The sequence below is a fragment of the Pseudoalteromonas phenolica genome, assembly GCF_005886345.1.
Taxonomy (GTDB): Bacteria; Pseudomonadota; Gammaproteobacteria; order Enterobacterales; family Alteromonadaceae; genus Pseudoalteromonas; species Pseudoalteromonas phenolica_A.
Window position 1 is genome coordinate 103,423 of record NZ_PNEC01000010.1, and the last position, 24,459, is coordinate 127,881.

Genomic DNA, 24,459 nt, shown 5'->3' on the forward strand with positions numbered 1-24,459 from the left:
TAGCTAGCTTTGGAGATTTTTTATGCTGCAAGTCGATTTTCCGCACTCTCTTTTGGCCTTGTCTGAGCAACGCTGGCAGCAATTATATGGTTCTGAGCCATATAACAAGCAGCTAGGAAGGCTATTAGGGTTAAGTGATTTCGCATTTAGAATATTGGAAAAAAGGCCTGAATTAGGGCGTTGGTTGCAGCAACAGGAGTTGGATTGTAGGGCTGTCCCCAATCCTATAACGGATGATTTAGTTGAAATGTCTGAGGCAGACTGCTTTAGGCAACTGAGGCGTTACAGACAGCAGTATTGGTTAAAAGTGATGTGGCTAGATTTAGTTCATCATAATGCAATTGAAGACAGTATTGACTATGTTTCTAGGCTTTCTGAGGCGCTGATTGATGCTGCAAATAAGTGGGCGTTTGCGCAAACGGTTAAGCAATGTGGTGCACCGATTGACATGCATGGGCAAGCAATACCAATGCTTGTATTAGGCATGGGTAAGTTGGGGGGAGGGGAGCTTAATTTTTCATCTGATATCGATTTAATATTTACCTATCCAAAAAATGTACCGACGCAAGGAGGGCGGCGTAGTTTTGAAAGCCAAGTGTTTTATACAAAGGTGGCACAAAAACTAATTAGCGCCTTAAATCAAGTTACAGCAGATGGACAAGTGTTCAGGGTAGATATGCGTTTACGTCCATTTGGTGACAGTGGTCCTTTAGTTATGAGCTTTTCAGCGATGGAAGATTACTATCAAGACCAAGGACGTGAGTGGGAGAGGTATGCCATGCTTAAGGCTCGACCACTGGGCGAAGTCACACCATATTGGGGTGAATTTAAACAGCTACTTAAACCTTTTGTATATCGTCGCTACATTGATTTTTCAGTCATCGAGTCACTTAGAAAAATGAAGCATTTAATTGCTCAAGAAGTCAGGCGAAAGGGCTTAGTAAATAATATAAAACTTGGCGCAGGTGGTATTCGAGAAGTTGAATTTATCGTTCAAGCTTTGCAAATGATCAGGGGGGGGCGCGATGTCGGCTTACAAACGCCATCAATTATGGCTGCAATTACTGAGCTCAGTAATCTAGAGATTTTGCCTTCGGAAGTTAGTAAAAGCTTAACCAACAATTATCTATTTTTACGAAGAGTTGAACAATACCTTCAAGCATTTGATGACCAACAAACACAAACCTTGCCCGAAAACTTTGTAGATCAGTCTCGCTTAGCTTATTTGCTTGGGCATGATGATTTTCAGTTATGCCTGCCTGATATCACCCAAGTCATGACAAAGGTGAGAGAGGAATTTGCTTTGGTGGTTGGTGATGAGCCGCAAGAGCAAACTAGTTATGATGATAGCTTTAGCTATGCGTGGTTACAAAGAGATTGTTTACAGCTAGAAGGGCACTTAGATTTACAGATACTTGAACAATGGCAGAGTGTATTACAGGAGTTCGATAGTAAACTGGTTAAACGTCATGTTGGGGTTAGGGGTCGTGATATTCTTGATAAATTAATGCCCGCGCTATTGCATGCATTATCACAGCAGCAAAGCTCAGCAGAATTACTGCAGCGTGTGTTGAATATTGTAGAAATGATAGCAACACGAACCACTTACCTTGAATTGTTGTTCGAAAATCAAGGTGTATTAAAACAACTGGTATTACTGTGCGGTCACAGTAAGTGGATTGCAGAGCATATTGCTAAATATCCAATTTTGCTAGATGAGTTAATTGACCCTGCTGCACTCTATAAACCCTTGCCTCTAAATGAATATTTGCTCGAAATTCGTCAGTACTTTTTACGTATTGAGCAAGACGACCTTGAACTGCAAATGGAGGCACTTCGTCAATTTAAACAGACACATCAATTACGTATTGCTGCTGCAGATGCAACTGGCGTTCTAAGTATTACCAAAGTGAGTGATCACTTAACGTCACTTGCTGAGGCAATAGTGGCCCAGTCTGTCAACCTCGCTTGGCAACAAATGGTTGCGCGCTATGGTGAGCCCCAAGGGTGTGATGAAGAAAGTAAAGGCTTTGCTGTAATAGCTTACGGTAAAGCTGGCGGATTAGAACTCGGCTATGACTCTGACTTAGATTTAGTTTTTGTACACAATCAGCAAGGAGATAGTGCCACAACAGGTGATAAGCAAATCTCATCAAGACAATTTTACTTAAAGCTTGCACAGCGTCTGATGCACCTATTCAATACACGAACTGCATCAGGTATTTTATATGAATTAGATACTCGTTTACGCCCTGAGGGTAACTCTGGCTTACTGGCAATTAACATTGAAAGCTTCTACCACTACCAACAATCCCAAGCTTGGACTTGGGAGCATCAAGCATTAACTCGAGCACGTATGATATATGGAGAGCCAGAGCTCCAAAATCGCTTCAATGCAATCCGTAAAGATATAATTTGTCTAGCAAGAGAAGAGGCGAGTTTGAAAGCGGATGTGATTAAAATGCGCGAGAAAATGCGTACACACCTTTCGAAAGACAGCGAATTAGAGTTTGATTTAAAGCAGGGGCTAGGTGGTATGACAGATATTGAATTTATTGTACAGTACTTAGTTCTCAATTTTGCCCATACTAAGCCTGAACTAACAGGTTACCCCGATAATATCCGGATCCTTGAAAGTGCTGCCGAACAAACGGTGATAACACCAACGCAGCGCCAGCAATTAACTGATTGTTATTGTATGCTTCGTGAGCACTATCATTTAAATAGTTTAAATCAATTAGGCCGATGTATACCCAGAGAAAAAGTGCAGCAGCAAGTTGGGCATGTACAGGTTATATGGCAACAACTACTAGGGTAAAAAAGGGGCTATATTGCCCCTTTTTTATTTAGATAGCCTACGACAATTTGTTCTAACAAAGTGTGTGGGGTTTTGTGTGATAACTGCAGCGCGATGGTTCGGACAAAAGAAGGTGTATACTTCAAACTCAAAATCATCATTGATCGCTCGACCAACCTGATAGAGTGCTGAAACAAAGTTACTATCGACTCTGAAACTGTGTTTTACGACATAGTCACTTTCTAAGTACCAAAAGAGTTCAATGCCTTCATTTTTAGCATAGTTACTCAGAACATCCTTTAAAGTTCCACCAGACTCAAATCGTCTCGGTGATTGCTTCCCCGTCCAACTAGGCGATGAGGGCTTAACAACAAGACCGCGTTGTGCAAGTGCATCATCAAGTGGAAAAGTTGGTTTACCAAGTTCTATGACGAACTGGTCACGATCTGTTTGTCTATCACTAGCGCGGTTGCGAAAGTTCTCATAAAATTGTGACAAGCCTTTAGCTGCAGCATTAGTCGTTGTACTCATGTCTAAGTTTGTAGGCAATGCGCCGTTTAACACGTAATAAGCTGCTACTACCAAAATTGCACTTAATGCTAAATGTTTGGCCCAAAAGCTAAATGAAGACGACTTTTTTCTTTTATTTTTTTTAGCCATAACACTCACTTTTATTTGTAATATGAAGGTGCATCTTTATCAGGACGCGTTTTGAATCTACGATGAAGCCACATATATTGTTCACGAGACTTATCTATTGAAAGCTCCATACGTTCATTCACTCGTCTTACGTCACTATTATCATCCCCGCTAGGGAAGTTTTCTAACAATGGATAGATTTCAATATGATACTTTCCAAATCTATCACGATTACCAGATAAACTTAAAGCTTCACAGTGTTTACTCGCTGCAAACAATAAAGTACCTGTAGTAGTCGCTGTTTCTTCAACCGCATAAAAAGAGGTAAATTCACAGCGATTCCTACCATAATCCTGATCGGGTAAGTAATAGCACATCTTTTTGTCTTTTAATGATTTAAGTAACCCTTTGACGTCTTTTTTACCAATCAAAGCCTCATTTGAACGCAGTCTACCCCGAGTCATAAAGTATTCCATCAAAGCATTATTATGCGGTCGGTAAAAGCCAACGCCAGGCTGAATAGAACCAACAATTCGGCCTAACATTTCTAGATGCAACATGTGTGGCACAAGTAATAGTACGCCTTTACCATTTGCTTGAACTTGTTCGATGTATTCAAAGCCTTTGATAGAGCCAATCACATTCTTGACACGCCAGTTAGGCCACCACCAAGCCATTCCCGTTTCTAATGTAGCAATACCCGTGTTTTCCATGTTTTCTTTTACTAGTTTCGCTTGCTCTGCCTCACTCATCTGGGGAAAGCAGAGCTTTATATTTACTTCGGCAATTTTGCGACGTTTCTTAACATATTTGTGGACTAATTTGCCCAGTCCTTTGCCTAAGCCTATTTGCAGACTTTGTGGTAGCCAAGAAATAAGATACATAAAAAGCACGCCAAGCCAGGTTAACCAATATTTAGGTGCTAAAAATGCTAGTTTAAATGATGGATTTGTGACCACTAATATTCTCTCGTACTCTGAATTGCAGATAGTGTAACGATAAGCCTTACAAAACACAAAAGCCGGCATGAGCCGGCTTTTAAAACTGTGGAGTAAGTCTCTATCAATAAATTGCTTAAATTAGTTTTTTACTAATCCTTTATTGATAGCTTCAAGATCAGTTCTTGATAATGTACCCGCAGCTTGTTTAAGCTTTAAAGATGAAAGTACATATTGGTAACGTAAATTAGCGACATTTTTCTTCGCAGCATATAAGTTTTGCGTACTGACTAGTACGTCAACAATTGTACGTGTACCAACTTCAAAACCAGCTTCAGTTGCTTGTAGTGCACTTTCAGCAGAAACGACCGCTTGCTCAAGAGCGCGATAGGTTGCGACATCAGACATTACTTGGTTGTATGAGGTAATCACTGAACGAGTGATATCACGCATGCTCTTTTCTAAATCTTCACTTGCGGCAACATAATTGGCACGGGCGCGATCTGTCGCAGCTTGCGTTTTACCACCTGAGTATAAAGGTACATTCAGTGATAAACCTACAGAAGTTGAGTCACTACGAGGTTTATTGTCAGCACCATTGACATTGGTTAAACCGTCACCGTAAGAAGCTTCAAAACTTAGTGTTGGATAGTGACCAGCCTGAGCTCTATCAATTTCATCCTCTGCGATTTCTAAAGATGCTTTAGTGATCTGTAGAGATAAATTACGCTCTTTAGCAATATCAACAAAGTCAGTCGACTTTTTATTTGGTTTAACGGTTGAGAATGTATCTGTATTCAACGCATCCAATTTGCTGTGGTATTTACCTGTAATGGTTCTAAGTGTTTCACGTGCTGTTTCAACATCATTTGATGCAACGATTTCGTTAGCAACAGCACGGTCAAACTGTGCTTGTGCTTCATGTACGTCTGTAATTGCAGTTAAACCTACTTCATAACGCTGTTTGGTTTGCTCTAATTGACGTTCAATGGCACGTTTTTCAGCTTGTACGAACTCTAGGTTATCTAGCTTACCTAAAACGTCGAAATAACCTTGTGCAATGCGAACAATTAGATCTTGTTGTGCAAGAGCGTATTGTGTATCAGATTGCAGTGCACGTTTCTCTGCAATACCTAAGCTTTCCCATGTTGATAAATTGAATACACTTTGTCTTAGAACTAAGTTTCTATTAAAAGTGTCGGAGTAACCGCTTGTTGCTGTATAGCCGTTAGCATCTGAACCACTGAAGCCGTCAGACTCAGATTCTTGGTAGCTCATTGAGAAAGTAAGTGACGGCAATAAATCACCCAATGCGCTATCTTTAGCGAATCTTTGCGCATCAGCTTGGGCTTTTGCTTTTAATACCGTAGGATCATTGGCTGTTGCAATGTCGTAAACTTGTAATAAATCTTCTGCTTGAGAAAGCGTGCTGGTTAACGCGCAAGATAAACCAACAAGTAGTGATAATAAGCTTTTTTTCATTTGTCGCTCGATCCTTAGACAATTTTTGTATTGAGAGTATGTTACCTTGTTTTTATCAATAGCAAAGGGGTAAATACGTAAAAGTTTACGTTCAAGTGTAACAGAATATAAAACTTCTATAACCGTTATTATTTGCAGGCTATTTATTTATTTTAAAAGAGGATTTTTATGAAATCGTTGAACCAGTTTGATAAAAAAGATGTAAAAATTACATCCATTGAGCCTGTTTTTAATGGCTTTTTTAAGATCCATGCTTACAAATTTAACCATGCTTTGTTTTCAGGCAGCATGAGTCAAACCGTTCGTCGAGAAATTTTAGAGCGTGGCCATGCTGTAGCTGTGTTGCCCTATGATGCATCAACTGACTCTGTTTTATTAATTGAACAAATTCGCATAGGGGCGCTTGCAACAAAAGAGTCTCCTTGGTTATTAGAGTGTATTGCAGGCATGGCTGAGGGGTCGACTGACTATGAAGAAGTGGTTCGTAAAGAAGCCAAAGAAGAGGCCGGTTTAGAACTGCAAGAACTTGAATTTATGACATCTTATTTATCTAGTCCAGGTGGCACCACTGAGCGATTATATTTATATCTGGCGAAAACAGATTTATCTAAAGCAGGTGGTATCTATGGCTTAGATAACGAAGATGAAGATATCAAAGTGCATGTTATGCCCTATGATGAAGCGATTGCACGCCTAAACAGTGGAGAAATTGATAACGCTGCGACTGTGATTAGTCTACAATGGTTAGCGTTAAATAAAGCCCGTATGTTGGCAAAGTGGCAGGCAGAGTAAAGAGGTGCACAGTTGAGTAATGTGGTTACTAGGCAAGCGTATATTCAATCACTCCCTAAGTATATTACCTTATGTGAGCGTAACTACTTACGCGCGTTAAAAGTATTACCTGAAGAAGTGGTGGGTGAAAAGAGAAAAATCGTATTAGCCAATGCCAGTTATGAATTGCACATTGATGACTGCGCAAAATACACCACGGATATCTCGATTAAACAAACCTCCACGATCAGCGACTATCTACCCGAATTAGATATCGCTGTGCGCCTATATCATGATGCGAAAGTGGCAGAAGTGGTGCATCATGATTTTCACCAACGTATTAAGCCCTCTTACGGTTACCCAAATCCGAGCATGCATCACAAAGATGAAAAATATCAGCTGAATGCTTTTTTAGGTGACTGGCTGATGGCATGTTTAGAAAGTGGCCGAGTACCTTTAAACTGGGATGTAAACAATGGCATGGTTTGAACAAGCTTATACCTTTGATGCTCGTCATTTAAAACTTGCTCACTTTACTGACTGTCACTTATTTGCAAATAAAGAAGGTGAGTATTTTTCTGTTAATACCGCGAATAATTTAGCTGCGACGTTCGAATTCCTCTCTACACAGCAATTAGATGCGGCAATATTTGGGGGGGATATTACCCAAGATCATACTGCAGAGTCTTATCAATTATTTTCTGAACTGCTTGCTCAAAGTGATTTAACTTGTCCGGTGTTTTGGTTGCCTGGTAATCATGATGAGCCCAGTGAGTATGCGGCGATTGAAAATACCCAAATACTGCCATATAAAAAACTAGTTGCAGATGGCATTGAAGTATTACTACTAAATTCTAAAGGTCAAACTCCAGCAGGTTGGTGTACGCATAGCCACCTAGAAGAATTAAACACGCATTTGTATGAAACTGAACACCATGTACTCGCGCTATGTCATCACCATCCATTGCCAATCAATGGCTATTTAGATAAACATATTTTAGAAAATGGGCCGCAGCTATTAAATGCTTTGGTTAATAGTGAAAAAGTAAAAGCGCTTATTCACGGCCATGTGCATAACGATTACTCGCAAAGCTACAGAGAGATGCCTGTTTTAGCAACACCGGCAACCTCGATTCAGTTTTCAAAAGCAACGCCAGATTGGCAGCAGAAAAATTTGGGGCCCGCAGTCAGAATAATTGAGTTCTCTCGTTCAGCGTTTAAAACAGAGGTGATATGGTTAAACGCGTAATTTATATTCACGGGTTTAATAGCTCAGAGAAGTCATTTAAAGCACAGCAGTTTGGACAATGGGTATCAAGGCATTATCCTGATATTGAGTACATCTCACCGAGATTACACTTTGATCCCAGAGTTGCCATCATTCAGCTAACACAGCTGATTGACCAGTATACGGTGTTGTTGGGTAGTTCTCTGGGTGGATATTATGCGTCCTATTTGTCGCAGCTGCATAATATTAAAGCAGTTGTGATTAATCCGGCAGTTAAGCCTTTTGAATTATTAGCAGATTACTTGGGACCGCAGTATAATCCCTACCAGGGCATGCACTACGAACTGACCTTAGAGCATGTTTCTGCCTTACAATCACTATTTATGACTCATCTTCCTAATCCAGATAAGGTAATGTTGCTTCAGCAAATGGGAGATGAAGTTTTGCCATTTGAGCAAGCAGTTGATTATTTTAAACAATGCGAGCAACATGTAGAGTTTGCCGGTGATCACAGTTTTATGGGTTTTGAGCGTTACTTTGACACCGTTGCCAAATTTCTTAAAATCACGTAAAACAAAACGAATAAAAAAGATAAAGAATTAAGCCATGAGCCAGCAGAATTATAATGCCGAAGCGATAGAAGTTTTAAACGGGTTAGAGCCTGTAAAACGTCGCCCGGGAATGTACACCGATACCACTCGACCTAACCATTTAGGCCAAGAAGTAATAGATAACAGTGTTGATGAAGCATTAGCTGGCCACGCAACCAAGATTGACGTCATCCTGCATGAAGATAACTCATTAGAGGTTATCGATGATGGCCGAGGTATGCCAATTGATATTCACCCTGAAGAAGGTATTCCTGGGGTAGAACTGATCCTGACTAAACTGCATGCTGGTGGTAAGTTCTCAAACAAAAATTATCAGTTTTCAGGTGGTCTACACGGGGTAGGTATTTCAGTCGTAAATGCCTTATCAACACGTGTTGAAATTAGCGTTCGTCGTGATGCTCAAGTCTATGAAATGGCATTTGAAAACGGCGATAAAGTACAAGACCTAGAAGTCACGGGCACGGTAGGTAAGCGCAATACAGGTACTTCAGTACACTTTTGGCCTGATGCAAGTTACTTCGATTCAGCAAACTTCTCTTTATCTAAGCTTAATCACTTACTAAAAGCCAAAGCGGTATTATGCCCAGGTTTACGCATTCGCTTTATCAATAAGCAAACAAAAGAAACGCAAGAATGGCACTATGAAGCCGGTCTTGAAGATTACCTAAAAGACGCAGCAAGTGGTTTCGAAGTATTACCAAAATCTCCTTTTACTGGCAGCTTTAGTGGCTCTACTGAAGGGGTTGATTGGGCTTTGCATTGGTTGCCTGAGGGTGGTGAGCTGATCACCGAAAGCTATGTAAACCTTATCCCAACAGCACAGGGTGGTACCCATGTAAATGGTCTTCGCCAAGGCCTACTAGAGGCCATGCGTGAGTTTTGTGAATTCCGTAATTTATTGCCCCGAGGTGTTAAGCTAACTCCAGACGATATCTGGGATAAATGTAGCTACGTATTATCGGTGAAGATGCAAGACCCACAATTTGCAGGTCAAACCAAAGAAAAGCTATCTTCTCGTTCATGTGCGACCTTTGTGTCGGGCATTGTAAAAGATGCCTTTAGTTTATGGTTAAATGAGCACACAGAAACGGCTGAGTTACTGGCAGAATTGTGTATCAGCAATGCGCAAAAGCGGATGCGCGCAGCGAAAAAAGTGGTGCGTAAAAAGGTCACATCAGGTCCTGCATTACCGGGTAAGCTAACCGACTGTTCGGGCAGTGAAACGGAGCGTTCAGAGCTATTTCTAGTAGAGGGTGACTCGGCGGGCGGTTCTGCGAAGCAGGCCCGAGACCGTGAATTCCAAGCTATCATGCCGCTGCGCGGTAAAATCCTAAATACCTGGGAAGTTGAATCAGGGCAAATTCTAGCTTCTCAAGAAGTACATGATATTTCAGTCGCTTTAGGTATCGACCCTGATTCAACTGATTTATCGGGCCTGCGATATGGCAAAATTTGTATTCTTGCCGATGCTGACTCGGATGGATTACACATTGCAACACTCTTGTGTGCGCTATTTGTTAAGCATTTTCCGACCCTAGTCAAAGCGGGCCATGTGTATGTGGCAATGCCGCCATTATTCCGTATCGACATTGGTAAAGAAGTTTATTACGCACTCGATGAAGACGAAAAGCGTGGTATTTTAGATAGAATTGAAGCCGAGAAAAAACGCGGTAAAGTGAACGTACAGCGATTCAAAGGTCTGGGTGAGATGAACCCAATGCAGTTACGTGAAACGACTATGGATCCAAATACGCGCCGTCTAGTACAGCTGACGCTAGACGAAGAAGAGCACACCATTGAAATGATGGATATGCTGCTCGCGAAAAAGCGCTCGGGTGACCGTAAATCATGGCTTGAAGAGCATGGCGACAGAGCCGAAGTTTAAGAGTAGATTTTAAAATTGAGTAGCCGCTAAACGATATAATCATTAGCGGCTTTGTACGTTTTGTTCATTTCAATCAATGAAAGCGTATAAAGATAATAACAATAGGGCGCGATATGACAGATCCGCAAACCTTGTCCTTACAGGGCATAGAACAACAAACTATGGGGCGTTTTACCGAAGACGCCTACCTCAATTATTCCATGTACGTGATCATGGACCGTGCACTGCCACATATTGGTGATGGTTTAAAGCCAGTGCAACGTCGTATTGTGTATGCGATGAGTGAGCTGGGTCTTTCAGCTGCTGCTAAGTATAAAAAATCAGCACGTACAGTCGGTGATGTACTGGGTAAATACCACCCTCACGGTGACAGCGCGTGTTACGAAGCCATGGTATTAATGGCGCAGCCGTTCTCATACCGATACCCGCTCGTTGATGGTCAAGGTAACTGGGGGGCTGCGGACGATCCTAAGTCGTTCGCGGCCATGCGTTATACTGAAGCCCGATTATCTAAATTCTCAGAAGTGCTATTAAAAGAACTTGGCCAAGGTACAGTTGATTGGACCCCTAATTTCGACGGCACCATGAACGAACCTCAAGTGCTGCCAGCGCGTTTACCTCATATATTACTTAATGGCGTAACGGGTATTGCGGTAGGTATGGCGACAGATATACCGCCACATAATGTTCGAGAGTTAGCTTCTGCCTGTTGTACATTACTTGATAAACCAAAAACAACCTTGGAAGAGTTGTTAGAGCTCGTTCAAGCACCTGACTACCCAACTGATGCTGAAATTATCACGCCAAAAGCGGATATTCAGAAAATCTACACCACGGGTAAAGGCTCAATAAAAATGCGTGCGGTTTACACTGAAGAGCAAGGAGAAGTGGTGATCACTGCCTTACCGCATCAGTGTTCGGGCGCTAAAGTATTAGAGCAAATTGCAGCGCAGATGACAGCGAAAAAGCTGCCTATGGTTGCAGACCTTCGCGATGAATCAGATCATGAAAACCCAACACGCATTGTGATTGTACCTCGTTCAAATCGAGTTAAAGTCGATCCTCTGATGGCGCACTTATTTGCAACCACAGATTTAGAGAAAAGCTATCGTGTTAACTTAAACATGATTGGCTTGGATGGCAGACCGCAAGTTAAAGATTTACGCTCAATCTTAGCGGAATGGCTTGTGTTCCGCCGTGAAACAGTACGTCGTCGTTTGCAGTATCGTTTAGATAAAGTGTTAGCTCGACTGCATATTTTAGAAGGTTTAATGATTGCCTTCTTAAACATCGATGAAGTCATTGAAATTATCCGTAATGAAGATAATCCAAAAGCAGAGTTGATGTCGCGCTTTGGATTATCAGACAAGCAAGCTGAAGCCATTCTTGATCTAAAGCTTCGTCATTTAGCGAAGTTAGAAGAGATGAAAATCAAAGGCGAGCAAGATGAACTTGCGGCAGAGCGTGACAAGCTAGAGCTTACGCTTGGCTCGGAGCGTCGTATGTCTACTTTGATGAAAAAAGAAATTCAAGAAGCCGCAGAGCTCTATGGCGATGAACGTCGCTCGCCAGTGGTTGAGCGTGGTGAATCAAAAGCGTTAAGTGAAAAAGACTTAATTCCTTCAGAAGCTGTGACTGTTGTACTCTCTGAAAAAGGTTGGGCGCGTGTTGCTAAAGGCCATGATATTGATGCAGAAGGCTTGAACTATCGATCAGGTGATGAATATAAAGCCTCGGCAAGGGGTAAGAGCAACCAACCAGCCGTATTCTTAGACAGTACTGGGCGCGCGTTTGCGACTGATGCCCACAGCTTACCGTCAGCCAGAAGTCAAGGTGAACCAATGACTGGTCGCTTTAGCTTAGCGGGCGGCGCGACATTTGAACATGTGGTGATGGGTGAAGAAGAAGAGCTTTACTTGATGGCAACTGATGGCGGTTATGGCTTTATTACAGGCTTCAATGACTTAGTCAGTAAGAATAAAAATGGTAAAGCGCTAGTAACCGTGCCGAAAGGAGCTGAGCTCATAGCACCTATTTCTGTGAATGATGTTGCAACAGATCGTTGTATGGCAATTTCGAATGAAGGTCGAATGCTTATTTTCCCACTGCGTGATTTACCTAAACTGGCTAAAGGTAAAGGTAATAAGATCATTTCTATTCCAAGTGCGAAAGTACAAGCGCGTGAAGAGTTTGTAAAAGTACTCGCGTGTGTGCCAGATGGTGCATCGGTTACATTGCATGCAGGTAAGCGCAAACTAACTCTTAAGCCTAGTGATTTAGAACATTATTATGGTGAGCGTGGTCGTCGTGGTAATAAACTACCAAGAGGGCTTCAACGTGTTGATGAATACGAAATTGAGTTTACCAAAGCGGAGCCTATTGAAGAAGCCCCGTCAGAAAGCTCAGAGTAAGCGTCTAAGTTTTGAAAGCCCGCAATTGCGGGCTTTTTTAATGGCTAATCGTATTGGTTAATTAACTGAATTATAAAGATAAAATTTCGTGTCGGGTAAAAGTCGTGGTTGAGTTGCTGTACTTTGTTCATAGTGATCACGTTGGAAGCAAGGAAACAAGAAATAATGGTTATAAAACAATTAAGAGTCAGTCGACATTTAGCCCAAGGGCAGTTATCTGAAATGTCTCGTCTCAATGTTCGTTCAATTCAGCGAATTGAAAGCGGCCATAATGCCAGTTTGGAATCATTAAAATGCCTTGCCTCTGTTTTGGAAGTAGATGTAGATACATTGCAACAAACGAGGTTAGATATGAAAACACAAGAAGAGTTATGGCAAGCTGCGCCACTGTGGGTCAGATGTTGGTTTGCTTTAAATTATCTCAATTTAACGCCGTCAAAACGTGCGACAGTTCGGGCGTTGTTTACTTGCCACATAAGTGGTTATGTATTCTGTATACTAGGCTTAATAAGTCAGCCAGCACTGGCGGGCGGCATCATTATGTTAGGAGTCGGATACTTTTTTAATTTTTGTTTATGACTTGGCGATGAATACAGTATTTGGTGTGATGCTGAGCACACTTAATTCATTACGTGCTATCAGTTTCTAAAGTGATTATTAGACCAGTTGCTATTGGCGAAGAACGACTGAAACTGATAAGTTTAATGCTCACTTATTACACAAGATAAAAGCAAAAAATGAAAAAACTGACTCTTAGCTTAGCCTTATTACTCAGTGCTAATATTCACGCCCTAGATTTAGATAAATCGGTTCAACAAAGCTTACCCAAACTCAATCAGCTTTATTTACACCTGCATCAGAATCCAGAGTTGTCCTATCAAGAAGAGCAAACAGGCAAACGTTTGGCCAAAGAGCTAGAACTGCTTGGCTTTGACGTGACTAGCAATGTGGGTGGCTTTGGCGTAGTTGGTTTATATAGAAATGGTAACGGCCCAACTGTGATGATCCGCGCTGATACAGATGGTCTTCCTATTGTAGAGGAAACCGGTAAACCTTATGCGTCAAAAGTAACAGTGTTAGACAAGCATAATAATCAGGTCGGTGTTATGCATGGCTGTGCTCACGATATTCACATGACCAGTATGATCGGTACTGCTGAACAGCTGATGAAGCACAAAGACCAATGGCAAGGGACGCTGATGATGGTTGCTCAGCCTGCTGAAGAAGTCGGTGGCGGTGCCAAGGCCATGATCAAAGAGGGGTTATTTAAGCAGTTTGCAAAGCCTGATTATATATTGGGTTTACATACCAGTGCATCGCTTCCTGCAGGGCAGGTAGCAATCGCACCAGGTTATGCTTTAGCAAACGTGGATTCGGTGGATATTTCAGTCAAAGGCAAAGGCGGACATGGTGCTTACCCACATACCACTATCGATCCTGTGGTATTAGCATCTCGCATTGTTTTAGGTCTGCAAACCATAACCAGCCGAGAAATTTCACCGCTTAAACCATCTGTTATCACAGTCGGTTCAATTCATGGTGGCTCAAAGCACAATATTATTTCAAATGAAGTGAAATTGCAGTTAACGCTACGCTCGTATGATCCTGCGGTTCGCGAGCAACAAATTGCCGCGATCAAGCGATTAACTGCTGGCATTGCGCAAAGTGCTGGATTAGAAGAGTCGCTTTATCCTGAAGTGCTGGTACATGAATCTGAGTCTATTCCATCAACTTATAATAACCCTGAACTTGCAACTCGTATGACGAAGAGCATTAAACAGGAGTTAGGTGACTCGCAGGTTGTCAAAGCTGAGCCTGTTATGGCGGGCGAAGACTTTGGTTTATTTGGCCGTACTGAAGAAAACATTCCAATTACCATTTTTTGGTTAGGCGGGGTTGAGCCAAGCAGCTATCAAGCCGCAATGAAAACTGGTGAGCCTCTACCTTCATTACACTCGAGCAAGTTTGCACCAGATTATGAATTGGCAGTTAATACGGGTGTAAGAGCCATGACAGCGAGTGCACTTGATCTTTTTAAACAGTAGTTTTTAATTCGTTAAAATATAAAAGGGCCGCAAGATTATCTGCGGCTATTTTATTAAAAAGGCGCTGGTGCGGTAAAAGTCATCATCTCTTCAGTACGAGGGTGCGCAATTTGCAACATCTCGGCATGCAGCTGTAAACGGTTTGCTGCCGTTAGTGCTTCATCTTTAGCATATAACCTGTCACCTAAAATGACATGACCCAGTGATAGCATATGAACGCGCAGCTGATGTGAACGACCCGTGATAGGAGTGAGTTTCACACGTGTTGCATCTGCCTCATACGCTAACACCTTATAATGGGTTAGTGATGGCTTACCACTTTCATGACACACCATTTGCTTAGGTCTATTTGGCCAGTCACAGGTCAAGGGCAAATCAACAGAGCCTTTAGGCTGCGCTAATTTTCCATGTACACGAGCAATGTAATACTTATTGGTTAATCTATCTTGAAATTGAATGCTTAAAAAACGATGGGCTTCTTTGTGCATAGCTAAACACAGCACGCCCGAGGTTGCCATATCTAAGCGGTGCACAATTCGTGCACTTGGGAAAACACGGTTGACACGAGATATTGCACAATCTGCATGTTTCGGGTCTTTACCGGGTACTGTTAACAATCCACTGGGCTTATTGATAACCAACATATCGTCATCTTGATACAGAATATCTAAATATGGGTCTAGTGGGGGAGCATAGTTAAGTAGCACAGTAATACCTCGTTTTTAGCAAGGGCGCTATTCTACCCTAAGGCAAAGGTAATAAGCGAGTTAACTTCACATACAAAAACAGACCCAAAAGGGTCTGTTTACAACTCTAAAGTTTGAGCAAATTACTAAACTTTAAACTGCTCGAGCATATCTTCTTGATGGGCAATCTTATCAAATTGCGATTGCATGGTTTGGTCAACGTTGGTTGCTTGTGAGAGAACGGTATCTGAGATGATGCGAATTTCAGAAGCATTGTCGTTTACATCGGTGACTACTTGCCTTTGTTCGTGCAGCATGTTGGCAATTTGCATGTTTAAATCAACAATATGTGCAATTGAATCTCGAATTGCGTCAAGGGCATGTTTGGTATCATCAGCTTTGCCAACAGTGGTTTGTACTACTTGCTGACTTTGCTTCATCACTTGCACAGCACTGATAGCGCCAGCTTGTAACTGGTCAATCATCGACTTTATTTCTGTTGTTGCTTCTTGCGTACGTTGAGCAAGTGTTCTCACTTCGTCAGCTACGACAGCAAAGCCTCTACCCGACTCACCTGCACGAGCAGCTTCGATTGCTGCATTTAGAGCTAATAGGTTAGTTTGTTCGGCAATGCCATTGATCACAGAAAGAATTTGTTCGATACCACTGGTCGAGACCTCAAGCTCATTCACGACGTTTACAGCATCACTGATTTGCTCTGAAAGTTGTGTGATTGAACTAGTGGTGTCAGACACAACTTTTTGACCATCTTGCGCCGCTGTATCGGTATTTTGAATCGCAGAAGCTGCTTCTTGAGCTGTATTAGCAACACGTTGTTCAGTATCTGACATGCTTGCTGTTGCTTCAACTAAAGCGCTTAGCGCATTCACCTGACGAGAGATATCTTGACGAGATTGGTTTGCATCATTTGAAGCCTGTTTTGCATCAGCTAAAATTTCTCTGCCAAGGTTTTGAGTTTGCTCAATTATCCCCTGTAATCGCGCAGTAAATAAGTTGAAGTTTTCTGCCAATTCTGCAAACTCGGGGTCACTATCTGTGTTTAGGCGAACTGTTAAGTCAGCATTGCCTTTTGCAATATTGGCCATAGCGTCGTTAATATCTTCTAGCGGTTTAAGTAGAATATTAATAACAAGAGAAAGTAGCACGACACCAATAACTACGAACAAAATAGTGAAAGTAATTGAGTCACTGGTAAGGTTATCAATAGCAGTAAATATTTTGTCTTTTTCTAGCGCCACACCAACCAGCCAGTTAAACCCTTCGACTTGTTGAAACACCAGTATGTGCTCTTTGCCATTGAGCTCAATGCTTTGCATAGTTTGTCTAAATTGAGTATCGCCTAAGAACTTAGAGGCTTTTTCACCATTTAACTTGCTATCGGGGTGAGAAATTATGGTCCCCTCTTTACTCACCATAAAGGCGAAACCTGCGTCAAACAGGTTGAATGAGTTAATCATGTTGCTGAGCTTAGCTAGGCTAACATCAAAGAATATAGCGCCATGAAATTGACCCGACTTTTTAACTGGCGTGCCAATTGAAACGAGAATTTCTTTTGATACAGAATCGGCATATGGGGCAGTAATAATAAGCTTGTTAGCGTTTTTAGCATCCTGATACCAAGGACGCTTTCTTGGGTCCCATGTTGGACCAGGGTTCCAGCTTGGGTCGCTAGCAACATATTTGCCTGTGCGCTCTTCACCATAGCCAATTAAAATAAATTCTTGCTGTAACTTTCTCTGGCCTAATAGTGGGGCTGCTTCGTCCAAACTGCCTACTTCGGCAACTAAGTCAGTGGTTAAGCTTGCAAGATCCGCACTACCTTGCATTTGTGCAGTAACCGTATTGCTAATCCCTTGAATGATTTCAGAAACACTTTGCTCAACTTGTGTTTCAAGGTTATTTTTGAGGGAGAAATACTGTTTCACTGATAGCACAGTAAGTGCGAGTAATAGTACCAGCGAGGATATGACTATAATCTTGTGTTTAAACTTCACACATAGCTCCAAAGGCCTAAGGCCAGTCATGTTTTTATTATTGTATGATAATTGCTAATTCAATTATGATTTAAACCTACTAAAGTCTAGGGTTTAAATTCATAAAACTCAACCTAACTCTATGAGTAACCTAAATGAAAGAGCCACCTATTGTTTGCTAGTATTAATTAGGTAAACAGCAGCAAGCGCAAACGCGCCCCCAAATGCAACGCTTAATGGGATAGTTTCGTCAAAGTACCAAACTGATAATCCCATCGCCGTAACGGGAACAACAAAAATGAAAGAGCTAGACCGGCTAGGTCCAATCTTCTGATTCGCCAAAAAGAACACGCTGGTGGCGATACTGACCACAATCACAGATAAGAACAGCATGTGTTGCCAATACAAGGCCGGGTAGTGTGATATAGAGCTAAAGGGAGAGTGTTCGATAGCGAAAATATAACTCAATATACTTGCCCATAAATACATTAACGCACTAAAGGTCATAAAGTCGGCAAATTGTGTCCCGCGTTGGCTGACTAAGGTTAAAAATGCCCAACTGAGTGCGGCTAGAATAAAAAATAAGTTACCAGAGGCAAACACTTGTTGATGGTCAAAGTGCCAAATCTCAATCATCATCATGCCACCTAAAAGGCCAAGTAACATACCAAGCATTTGTAGAGTTTTAAATTTTTGTTGATTGAAAATAGCGGCTAATGCAAAGGTCATAATGGGATTTATGGTAGTCACCAACATACCCCCTTTACCGGGTAAGCCATCATGTAAACCAAGAAAGAATAATTGATTATACCCGGCGAGTAGCAGCCCAGCAGGTAAAGACCATAGCATTGCAGGCTGAGAAAAACGTAATTTTACCAGTTTCAACTTATGTACAAAAAAAAGAATGGGAAGCATACTGACTGTGGCCAACGCTAAGCGGTAAAAAACAGTGAGTTTTGCAGGTGCCATATCGGCAATAATTTTTCCTGAGATCCAACTCGCCCCCCAAAATAGCATAGCGGTGACAAGTGCAAGAACAACAGGCACATCATTCGAATTTTCTGACTGCTGCAAAGAGTGCATGGTATTCCTTTGGATGTTTGTTATTTTCACTTTAAAATTGGGCAAAACTTATATCATATATTCTTAATAGAGACAGAAAAATATCTATAATGGTTTAAATATCGGAAGGTAAAACCTGCTAGTATCTAACCATTGGAGATTAAAGTTAATGTTAGCGGTTAAGCTGTTCACTTATGTCAGTAATTCCTTCCTCATAAATCTCAATCATGAATTGCTCTTGAGCTATAAGCTCTTGGAGTAAATTTCTCATTAAATAGAGGGTTTCTTCTAGGTTACCTTTTCCAACTGACTCTCGTGTATAAAAAATATCACTTAAACGAAATAATGTAGCTTCTATACTGACGGCTTGTAAATTATACAACGCAGCTAAAGAGGAAATGGTTTCAATTTGCATATTTGATGATATGCCAGATTGTTTGAGTGCATCCCAAGCTGCATTTCGTAACATTTCTTGCACCAAGCCATTGGGCATAAGTGTTAAAATAAAATTACGTTGTTCAGTGATTTCTACGGACAATGATGGAGAAGATATTGCTAACTCAACACGTTTTAAAATTTCCCTATGGTAAGGCTGCCATTGCTCTAATAGTACTTTGTTAGCGGTGAGCTCTGCTTTGATTAGTTGTAAGGCGCGCACTCTTTCTTGATCTTTTTTAACTTGCGAATGCATTTCACTTAAAAATAAAGCTAACAGTACGCTAAATACGATTAACCCAGATTCAAATAAAACTTTGATGATATTTGCCCGTGCTTTTTTAGTTTGAAAAATCATCGCCCATCCCCAGAAGTTTGTTGTCAGTCTCATTTGATTGAGAATATTGTTAAAAGCATAATAAAATTGTATCTGGATAGGGTAAACAGTAAAAGGTAAATTTACGATGAGAAATCATCAACTTTCTGCTTGTCCAACATATTCTTTAGCTTTTGAAGAGACAGTAATACCTGTTTGAAAGTTATGTAGGAAGTTTAAGCAGGGAAGAAATAGAGGCCAGCCGTTGGCTGACCTCACAGGAACTTAGTGAGACACCACAATTAAGCGGATCGCATCAAGTTTCAATTGCGCTTTTTCAATAAACTCATCTAATTGCGCTTTTTGCTTATCGAAGACCTGAATTTCTTCATCACGAATATTCGGGTTGATTGATTTTAGTGCCACAAGACGACCTTGCTCTTCGTTTAACGACGTTTGCATTTTTTTTTGTGCAGCCGCTTTTAGCGTCACTAACTCAGCACCCGCCAATTCATTCGCTTTAGTAATGAGTGGGTGGATCGCAGCTTGTAAAGCATTTGCCAATTTACTACCCGTTTGGCGGCCAACTGCAGAAAGCTGATTGTTGAATGCATCGAAGGCCACATTTTCAGCTAAGTTATTGCCTGCTTTATCAAGTAATACACGAATAGGTGTTGGCGGTAAGAAACGACCAACTTGCAACACTTTTGGTGCAGAGGCCTCAGCAACAAAAATTAACTCAACAAAGAAGGTCCCTGCAGGCAGCTTTTTGTTTTTAAGTAGTGCTACAGACGCACAACCAAAGTCATCATCACAGATCATGTCCATGGTGCCTTGTACCATAGGGTGATCCCAACTGATAAACTGGGCATCTTCTTGAGAAAGGGAGGTTGCACGGTCAAACGTTACCGTAATGCCATCATCGCGCAAACACGGGAAAGACGGGTTAAGCATGTGCTCTGTTGGCTTCAAGATAATGGTGTTTTCGCCTTTATCTTCTTGGTTTACACCAAACATATCAAACACATTGATCATGTAAGCAGGTAGCACAACATCGTCATCAAGTTGTTCAATTTCAGCAGCTAATGCATCTGATTTACCTTGGCCACTCGAATGAAGCTCTAATAAGCGGTCACGACCTTGTTCCATTTGTTTACGCAGTTGAGCATTCTGTTTTGCAGCTTGCTCTAAAAGTGGGTCTAGCTCTTCTTCGTCACAGTTATGCTCGCTGATAAACTCTAATAAGTCATCGCTGAACTCTTTGTAAAGAAGCTGTCCCGTTGTGCTGGTGGTTTCGAATGCATCTAGGCCTTCATGGTACCAGCGCAATAACACTTCTTGCGCGGTATTTTCAAAGTAAGGCACATGAATATTGATGTCGAACTTCTGACCAATGCGGTCAAGACGACCAATACGCTGCTCTAGTAAGTCTGGGTTGAGCGGTAAATCGAACAGTACAATGTTATGTGAGAATTGGAAGTTACGGCCTTCAGAACCAATTTCAGAACATAGTAATACTTGCGCACTGTCGTATTCGTCGGCGAAGTAAGCTGCTGCACGGTCACGTTCAACAATGCTCATGCCTTCGTGGAAAACGGCTGATTTAATGGCTTCGCGCTCACGTAAAATTTGTTCAAGGTTGATAGCAGTTTGTGCTTCGGCACAGATCAACAACACCTTTTCGTGCTTAAGCTCTTTGAGTTTGGCAATTAACCACTCAACTCGCGGATCAAAACCCGCCCAGCTACTACCAGCACCTTCAAACTCTTGGAAGATTTTTTCAGGGAACAGGGCGCGTAATGCAGATTTTTCAGGTGTTTGAATGCCACCCATATTGCCCATCACAGACATAGCTGTTTTGTATTGCTTAGGTAACTCAACCGGGTAGCTATGTAATTTACGGCTTGGGTAACCATCAATACCACTGCGGCTATTACGGAATAAAATACGACCTGTACCGTGGCGGTCTAATAGCATCGACAAGATTTCTTGCTTTGCTACGTCATCACCACTTTGCGCTTTGGCAAGTAATTCAGTGATGTCAGTTTCCTTTAACAGAGTCTGTAAAGTCGTCTGATTCTTTTCATCTAACTCGCCTTGCTGTAACAGCTGATTAGCAGCATCAGCCACTTCTTTATAGTGGTTTTCTTCTTCAACAAAAGCATCGTAATCGTAGAAGCGATCTGGGTCTAACAGTTGCAGACGAGCAAAGTGACTGTAGTGGCCAAGTTGGTCTGGCGTTGCTGTTAGAAGAATTAAGCCCGGAATATCTTGGCTAAGCTCTGCAATACGCAGGTATTCTGTGCTTGGCTTTTCTTTAGTTACCGTTAAGTGGTGCGCTTCATCGATGATCAATAGATCCCAATCAGCCAAAGTGGCTTGTTCAAACCAGCGGCGTTTTTTAGTGATGAACTCAAGACTCACCAATACCAGTTGCTCAGTCTCGAATACATTTGGAGAGTCGGCAAATGCTTCGTCACAACGTTCTTCATCGAAGATAGAGAAGTACAAGTTGAAGCGACGCATCATTTCAACCAGCCATTGGTGCTGAAGGTTTTCGGGTACCACAATTAGTACTCGGCTAGCACGGCCAGTTAAAATTTGCTGATGTAAAATCATGCCCGCTTCGATGGTTTTACCCAAACCTACTTCATCTGAAAGTAAAACGCGTGGCGCATGACGTTGGCCCACTTCATCTGCGATGTACAACTGGTGTGGAATAATGCTAGCACGTTGGCCAATTAGGCCCTTTAAATGCGATTGCTGACGGGTGAACTGGTGTTGCCATGTGTTATAGCGCAACGTGTAACGGTCAAATCTATCAATTTGACCTGCGAATAAGCGATCTTGTGGCTTATTAAATTTAATAAAGTGGTCTAAAAACGTTTCTTTTAACGTGGTTTTTTCTTCTGTATCGAGGCGAATACCGTGATAGCTTAGAATGCCATTTTGCTCTTCAACGGTTTCAACCTCTAGTTCCCACTCTTCGACACTTCGAATAACATCACCGGGATTAAAAATTACACGGGTAACCGGTGCTTCTTGTACTGAGTAAACGCGGTTTTCTCCACTGGCAGGAAATAAAATCGTAAGCTGTCGCCCCTCTAAAGCTACGATGGTACCTAATCCTAAATCTGATTCAGTATCACTGATCCAGCGCTGACCTAAGGAAAAATTCATGTTTGTCTCGACTTAGCAGAAAAAAGGCGGCTATGTTAACCGTAAGCAAGGGCCTATTCAATCTTGTTTCTCAGGCAATTTTATGCTTTTAGGGATCTAGTAGCGCGCAGATAAATGGCTGCCTTTTAAGATAGTCGAAATCTTCTGATGTCGTGAAGAGAATTGAATGGTGGATTGATATTGGGTTTGAACAAAATTCATGACTTAAAGACAAACATCAGTCTATTTTTGTCATAAAACAGACTTTTATGACAGATAGGCTAAACTAACAGTGTGGCCATGAGTTTTTGATGGCAGCGTCATCAAAAGCCATGACTGTCGCGGTATCAATGCAATGATAGGAAGATGCTATGGTAAAAGCTCAAGATGTCGATAAAAAAATGTACGTGCTCGACACTAACGTACTACTCCACGAACCCCTCGCATATCTCTCTTTCCAAGAACACGATGTAGTCGTCCCCATGACGGTTTTAGAAGAGCTTGATCATATTAAGGATAGAAAACGTGATGTAAGCCGTGATGCACGTGTTGCTATTCGCGGTCTTGAAGATATTTTAAGAGATGCTTCCCCTGAGCAAATGTTAGAAGGGGTAAAGCTGCCTAACACAACTGGAGAGCACAACTGTGATAATTGTGGTCGCCTTGTGATTATCAATGACCACTTATTTCCAGATAATGTGTCTGGTTTGCCTGGAAATGAAAATGATCACAGGATTATTAATTGCGCCATTCATTTACAGCAGCAACATAAAAATACCAAGGTTGTACTGGTCACTAAGGACATTAACATGCGCCTCAAAGCAAAGGGGGCCGGGCTGAAGTTTGTAGAAGACTATCGAACAGACCAACTTATTGACGATATTAAGTTGCTCAGTACGGGCTTTAAAAAGTTCCAAGGCGATTTTTGGCAAAGTGTTGGCGAATGTAGCTCAGAGCAGCAAGGGAGCTATACGTTGCACCATATACCCAAAGATCGCATAGAAGACGTATTTTGCAATGAGTACATCGTTGATGAAACAGACCACTTTGCAGCCCGAGTAGTTGGATACGACAGTCAACATATCACTTTAAAAGACCTCGGGGTAGAGCGCCTTGTGCACCAACAAGCTTGGGGCGTTTCACCGAAAAATATTTATCAAGGCATGGCACTTGATGCCTTGTTAGACCCGGAAATAGAGTTGGTCATTCTGACAGGCCCAGCCGGGTGCGGTAAGACTCTCCTCGCTTTGGCCTGTGCGTTGGAGATGGTGATTGAGAAAAAGGTCTATGACAAAGTACTTGTTACTCGTAATACGCCTGAAATCGCAGAGAGCATTGGTTTTCTTCCTGGCACGGAAGAAGAGAAAATGGCACCTTGGCTCGCAGCCATCACAGATACACTTGAGGTGCTTCACAAGAATGATGAAAGTCCTATTTCAAGCCGAAACTACATTATGGAAAAGGCCAACATTCAGTTTAAGTCAGTAAACTTTATGCGAGGCCGTAGTATCCAAAATGCGGTGGTGATTTTAGACGAAAGCCAAAACTTAACGGCTTCGCAATTGAAGACTATTATTACTCGATGCGGTGAAGGCACAAAACTGATTTGTACGGGTAACTTGGCACAAATAGACAGTAATTATTTAACCCCAGTGACCTCGGGTTTGACCTACTTAGTTGAACGGTTTAAACATTTTGAAGGTAGCGCCACCATCAACCTGAACGGTGTGGTGAGAAGTCGTTTGGCGTCATTTGCCGAAGAAAACCTGTAGCTAAATTAAACTTTTTCATTCAAATCAATGCTCACCTCGGTGGGCATTTTTTATAGCAGTTTTAATCAATCCTTTTATGTTTCTATTTCGTAGCTATATTTTGATACAGGCTGTTTGAGTATACCCAAACCACCTCAAGATTCGAGGTTCAGCGAGAATTGATTGGCTGTCAGACAAGGCATCGATTTGAAGGTCTAGTGGTTCTAAATCGAAAATTGATAACGCAGT

General features: G+C 41.7%; 18 protein-coding genes. 10 read left to right on the forward strand and 8 right to left on the reverse strand.

The window, feature by feature from the left end:
* Positions 1-22 precede the first annotated feature (22 nt).
* Positions 23-2,818: a bifunctional [glutamate--ammonia ligase]-adenylyl-L-tyrosine phosphorylase/[glutamate--ammonia-ligase] adenylyltransferase gene (gene glnE / locus CWB72_RS06085; protein WP_138629947.1), complete on the forward strand. Its 2,796-nt coding sequence runs from the start codon at positions 23-25 to the stop codon at positions 2,816-2,818.
* A gap of 24 nt (positions 2,819-2,842) precedes the next feature.
* Here the strand turns inward: glnE and CWB72_RS06090 are convergent, their stop codons facing one another.
* From CWB72_RS06090 to tolC, 3 genes are all read right to left on the reverse strand, one after another.
* Entirely contained in the window at positions 2,843-3,457 is a 615-nt protein-coding gene (locus tag CWB72_RS06090) for a TcpQ domain-containing protein (protein WP_138629949.1), read from the reverse strand.
* An 11-nt stretch (positions 3,458-3,468) separates the two neighbouring features.
* A complete protein-coding gene (gene lpxL / locus CWB72_RS06095) occupies positions 3,469-4,395 on the reverse strand; it encodes an LpxL/LpxP family Kdo(2)-lipid IV(A) lauroyl/palmitoleoyl acyltransferase (RefSeq protein WP_138629951.1) in 927 nt (308 codons plus the stop codon).
* A gap of 120 nt (positions 4,396-4,515) precedes the next feature.
* Positions 4,516-5,856, reverse strand: coding sequence for an outer membrane channel protein TolC (tolC, locus tag CWB72_RS06100; protein WP_138629953.1), 1,341 nt, complete (start codon positions 5,854-5,856; stop codon positions 4,516-4,518).
* Between the two features lie 168 nt (positions 5,857-6,024).
* Between tolC and CWB72_RS06105 the strand changes: the two genes are divergently transcribed.
* From CWB72_RS06105 to CWB72_RS06140, 8 genes are all read left to right on the forward strand, one after another.
* A complete protein-coding gene (locus CWB72_RS06105; RefSeq protein WP_138629955.1) occupies positions 6,025-6,648 on the forward strand; it encodes an NUDIX domain-containing protein in 624 nt (207 codons plus the stop codon).
* Between the two features lie 12 nt (positions 6,649-6,660).
* Entirely contained in the window at positions 6,661-7,116 is a 456-nt protein-coding gene (locus CWB72_RS06110) for a DUF1249 domain-containing protein (protein ID WP_130256321.1), read from the forward strand.
* Positions 7,103-7,876: a metallophosphoesterase gene (locus CWB72_RS06115; RefSeq protein WP_138629957.1), complete on the forward strand. Its 774-nt coding sequence runs from the start codon at positions 7,103-7,105 to the stop codon at positions 7,874-7,876. Before CWB72_RS06110 ends, CWB72_RS06115 begins: the two co-directional genes overlap by 14 nt.
* Positions 7,861-8,427 carry a YqiA/YcfP family alpha/beta fold hydrolase gene (locus tag CWB72_RS06120; RefSeq protein ID WP_138629959.1) on the forward strand — a complete coding sequence of 189 codons (567 nt, stop codon included), beginning with the start codon at positions 7,861-7,863 and terminating at the stop codon, positions 8,425-8,427. Before CWB72_RS06115 ends, CWB72_RS06120 begins: the two co-directional genes overlap by 16 nt.
* Positions 8,428-8,461: 34 nt before the next feature.
* The gene (parE, locus tag CWB72_RS06125) at positions 8,462-10,351 is read left to right on the forward strand and encodes a DNA topoisomerase IV subunit B (protein WP_138629961.1); all 1,890 of its coding nucleotides are present in this window, start codon (positions 8,462-8,464) and stop codon (positions 10,349-10,351) included.
* Between the two features lie 113 nt (positions 10,352-10,464).
* Positions 10,465-12,762 (forward strand): DNA topoisomerase IV subunit A, encoded by a 2,298-nt coding sequence (parC, locus tag CWB72_RS06130; protein ID WP_138567047.1) that lies wholly within the window; start codon positions 10,465-10,467, stop codon positions 12,760-12,762.
* A 165-nt stretch (positions 12,763-12,927) separates the two neighbouring features.
* Positions 12,928-13,341 (forward strand): helix-turn-helix domain-containing protein, encoded by a 414-nt coding sequence (locus tag CWB72_RS06135; protein ID WP_138629963.1) that lies wholly within the window; start codon positions 12,928-12,930, stop codon positions 13,339-13,341.
* Between the two features lie 158 nt (positions 13,342-13,499).
* Positions 13,500-14,807, forward strand: a complete 1,308-nt coding sequence (locus CWB72_RS06140) for a M20 metallopeptidase family protein (RefSeq protein ID WP_138629965.1) — start codon at positions 13,500-13,502, stop codon at positions 14,805-14,807.
* Positions 14,808-14,860: 53 nt separating this feature from the next.
* On the opposite strand, the gene rluA is transcribed toward CWB72_RS06140, so the two are convergent.
* The 5 genes from rluA to rapA all read right to left on the reverse strand — a co-directional run bounded on the left by rluA (position 14,861) and on the right by rapA (position 22,480).
* Positions 14,861-15,514: a bifunctional tRNA pseudouridine(32) synthase/23S rRNA pseudouridine(746) synthase RluA gene (rluA, locus tag CWB72_RS06145; RefSeq protein WP_138629967.1), complete on the reverse strand. Its 654-nt coding sequence runs from the start codon at positions 15,512-15,514 to the stop codon at positions 14,861-14,863.
* Positions 15,515-15,639: 125 nt separating this feature from the next.
* Positions 15,640-17,508, reverse strand: coding sequence for a methyl-accepting chemotaxis protein (locus CWB72_RS06150; protein WP_171037229.1), 1,869 nt, complete (start codon positions 17,506-17,508; stop codon positions 15,640-15,642).
* 147 nt (positions 17,509-17,655) lie between these two features.
* A complete protein-coding gene (locus tag CWB72_RS06155; RefSeq protein ID WP_138629971.1) occupies positions 17,656-18,570 on the reverse strand; it encodes a DMT family transporter in 915 nt (304 codons plus the stop codon).
* Positions 18,571-18,721: 151 nt separating this feature from the next.
* Positions 18,722-19,342: a hypothetical protein gene (locus tag CWB72_RS06160; protein WP_130256312.1), complete on the reverse strand. Its 621-nt coding sequence runs from the start codon at positions 19,340-19,342 to the stop codon at positions 18,722-18,724.
* Between the two features lie 243 nt (positions 19,343-19,585).
* The gene (gene rapA, locus CWB72_RS06165) at positions 19,586-22,480 is read right to left on the reverse strand and encodes an RNA polymerase-associated protein RapA (RefSeq protein ID WP_138629973.1); all 2,895 of its coding nucleotides are present in this window, start codon (positions 22,478-22,480) and stop codon (positions 19,586-19,588) included.
* Positions 22,481-22,830: 350 nt separating this feature from the next.
* On the opposite strand from rapA, the gene CWB72_RS06170 reads away from it, so the two are divergent.
* Complete coding sequence (locus CWB72_RS06170; RefSeq protein WP_138629975.1) at positions 22,831-24,231, forward strand: PhoH family protein; 1,401 nt, start codon at positions 22,831-22,833, stop codon at positions 24,229-24,231.
* Positions 24,232-24,459 lie beyond the last annotated feature (228 nt).

What these genes read in the sequence shown, in the direction of transcription:
- glnE (WP_138629947.1), top strand. Translation starts at nt 23, where the DNA reads ATGCTGCAAGTCGATTTTCCGCACTCTCTTTTGGCCTTGTCTGAGCAA.
- CWB72_RS06090 (WP_138629949.1), bottom strand. Translation starts at nt 3,457, where the DNA reads ATGGCTAAAAAAAATAAAAGAAAAAAGTCGTCTTCATTTAGCTTTTGG.
- tolC (WP_138629953.1), bottom strand. Translation starts at nt 5,856, where the DNA reads ATGAAAAAAAGCTTATTATCACTACTTGTTGGTTTATCTTGCGCGTTA.
- CWB72_RS06105 (WP_138629955.1), top strand. Translation starts at nt 6,025, where the DNA reads ATGAAATCGTTGAACCAGTTTGATAAAAAAGATGTAAAAATTACATCC.
- CWB72_RS06115 (WP_138629957.1), top strand. Translation starts at nt 7,103, where the DNA reads ATGGCATGGTTTGAACAAGCTTATACCTTTGATGCTCGTCATTTAAAA.
- CWB72_RS06120 (WP_138629959.1), top strand. Translation starts at nt 7,861, where the DNA reads ATGGTTAAACGCGTAATTTATATTCACGGGTTTAATAGCTCAGAGAAG.
- parE (WP_138629961.1), top strand. Translation starts at nt 8,462, where the DNA reads ATGAGCCAGCAGAATTATAATGCCGAAGCGATAGAAGTTTTAAACGGG.
- parC (WP_138567047.1), top strand. Translation starts at nt 10,465, where the DNA reads ATGACAGATCCGCAAACCTTGTCCTTACAGGGCATAGAACAACAAACT.
- CWB72_RS06135 (WP_138629963.1), top strand. Translation starts at nt 12,928, where the DNA reads ATGGTTATAAAACAATTAAGAGTCAGTCGACATTTAGCCCAAGGGCAG.
- CWB72_RS06140 (WP_138629965.1), top strand. Translation starts at nt 13,500, where the DNA reads ATGAAAAAACTGACTCTTAGCTTAGCCTTATTACTCAGTGCTAATATT.
- CWB72_RS06155 (WP_138629971.1), bottom strand. Translation starts at nt 18,570, where the DNA reads ATGCACTCTTTGCAGCAGTCAGAAAATTCGAATGATGTGCCTGTTGTT.
- CWB72_RS06160 (WP_130256312.1), bottom strand. Translation starts at nt 19,342, where the DNA reads ATGATTTTTCAAACTAAAAAAGCACGGGCAAATATCATCAAAGTTTTA.
- rapA (WP_138629973.1), bottom strand. Translation starts at nt 22,480, where the DNA reads ATGAATTTTTCCTTAGGTCAGCGCTGGATCAGTGATACTGAATCAGAT.
- CWB72_RS06170 (WP_138629975.1), top strand. Translation starts at nt 22,831, where the DNA reads ATGGTAAAAGCTCAAGATGTCGATAAAAAAATGTACGTGCTCGACACT.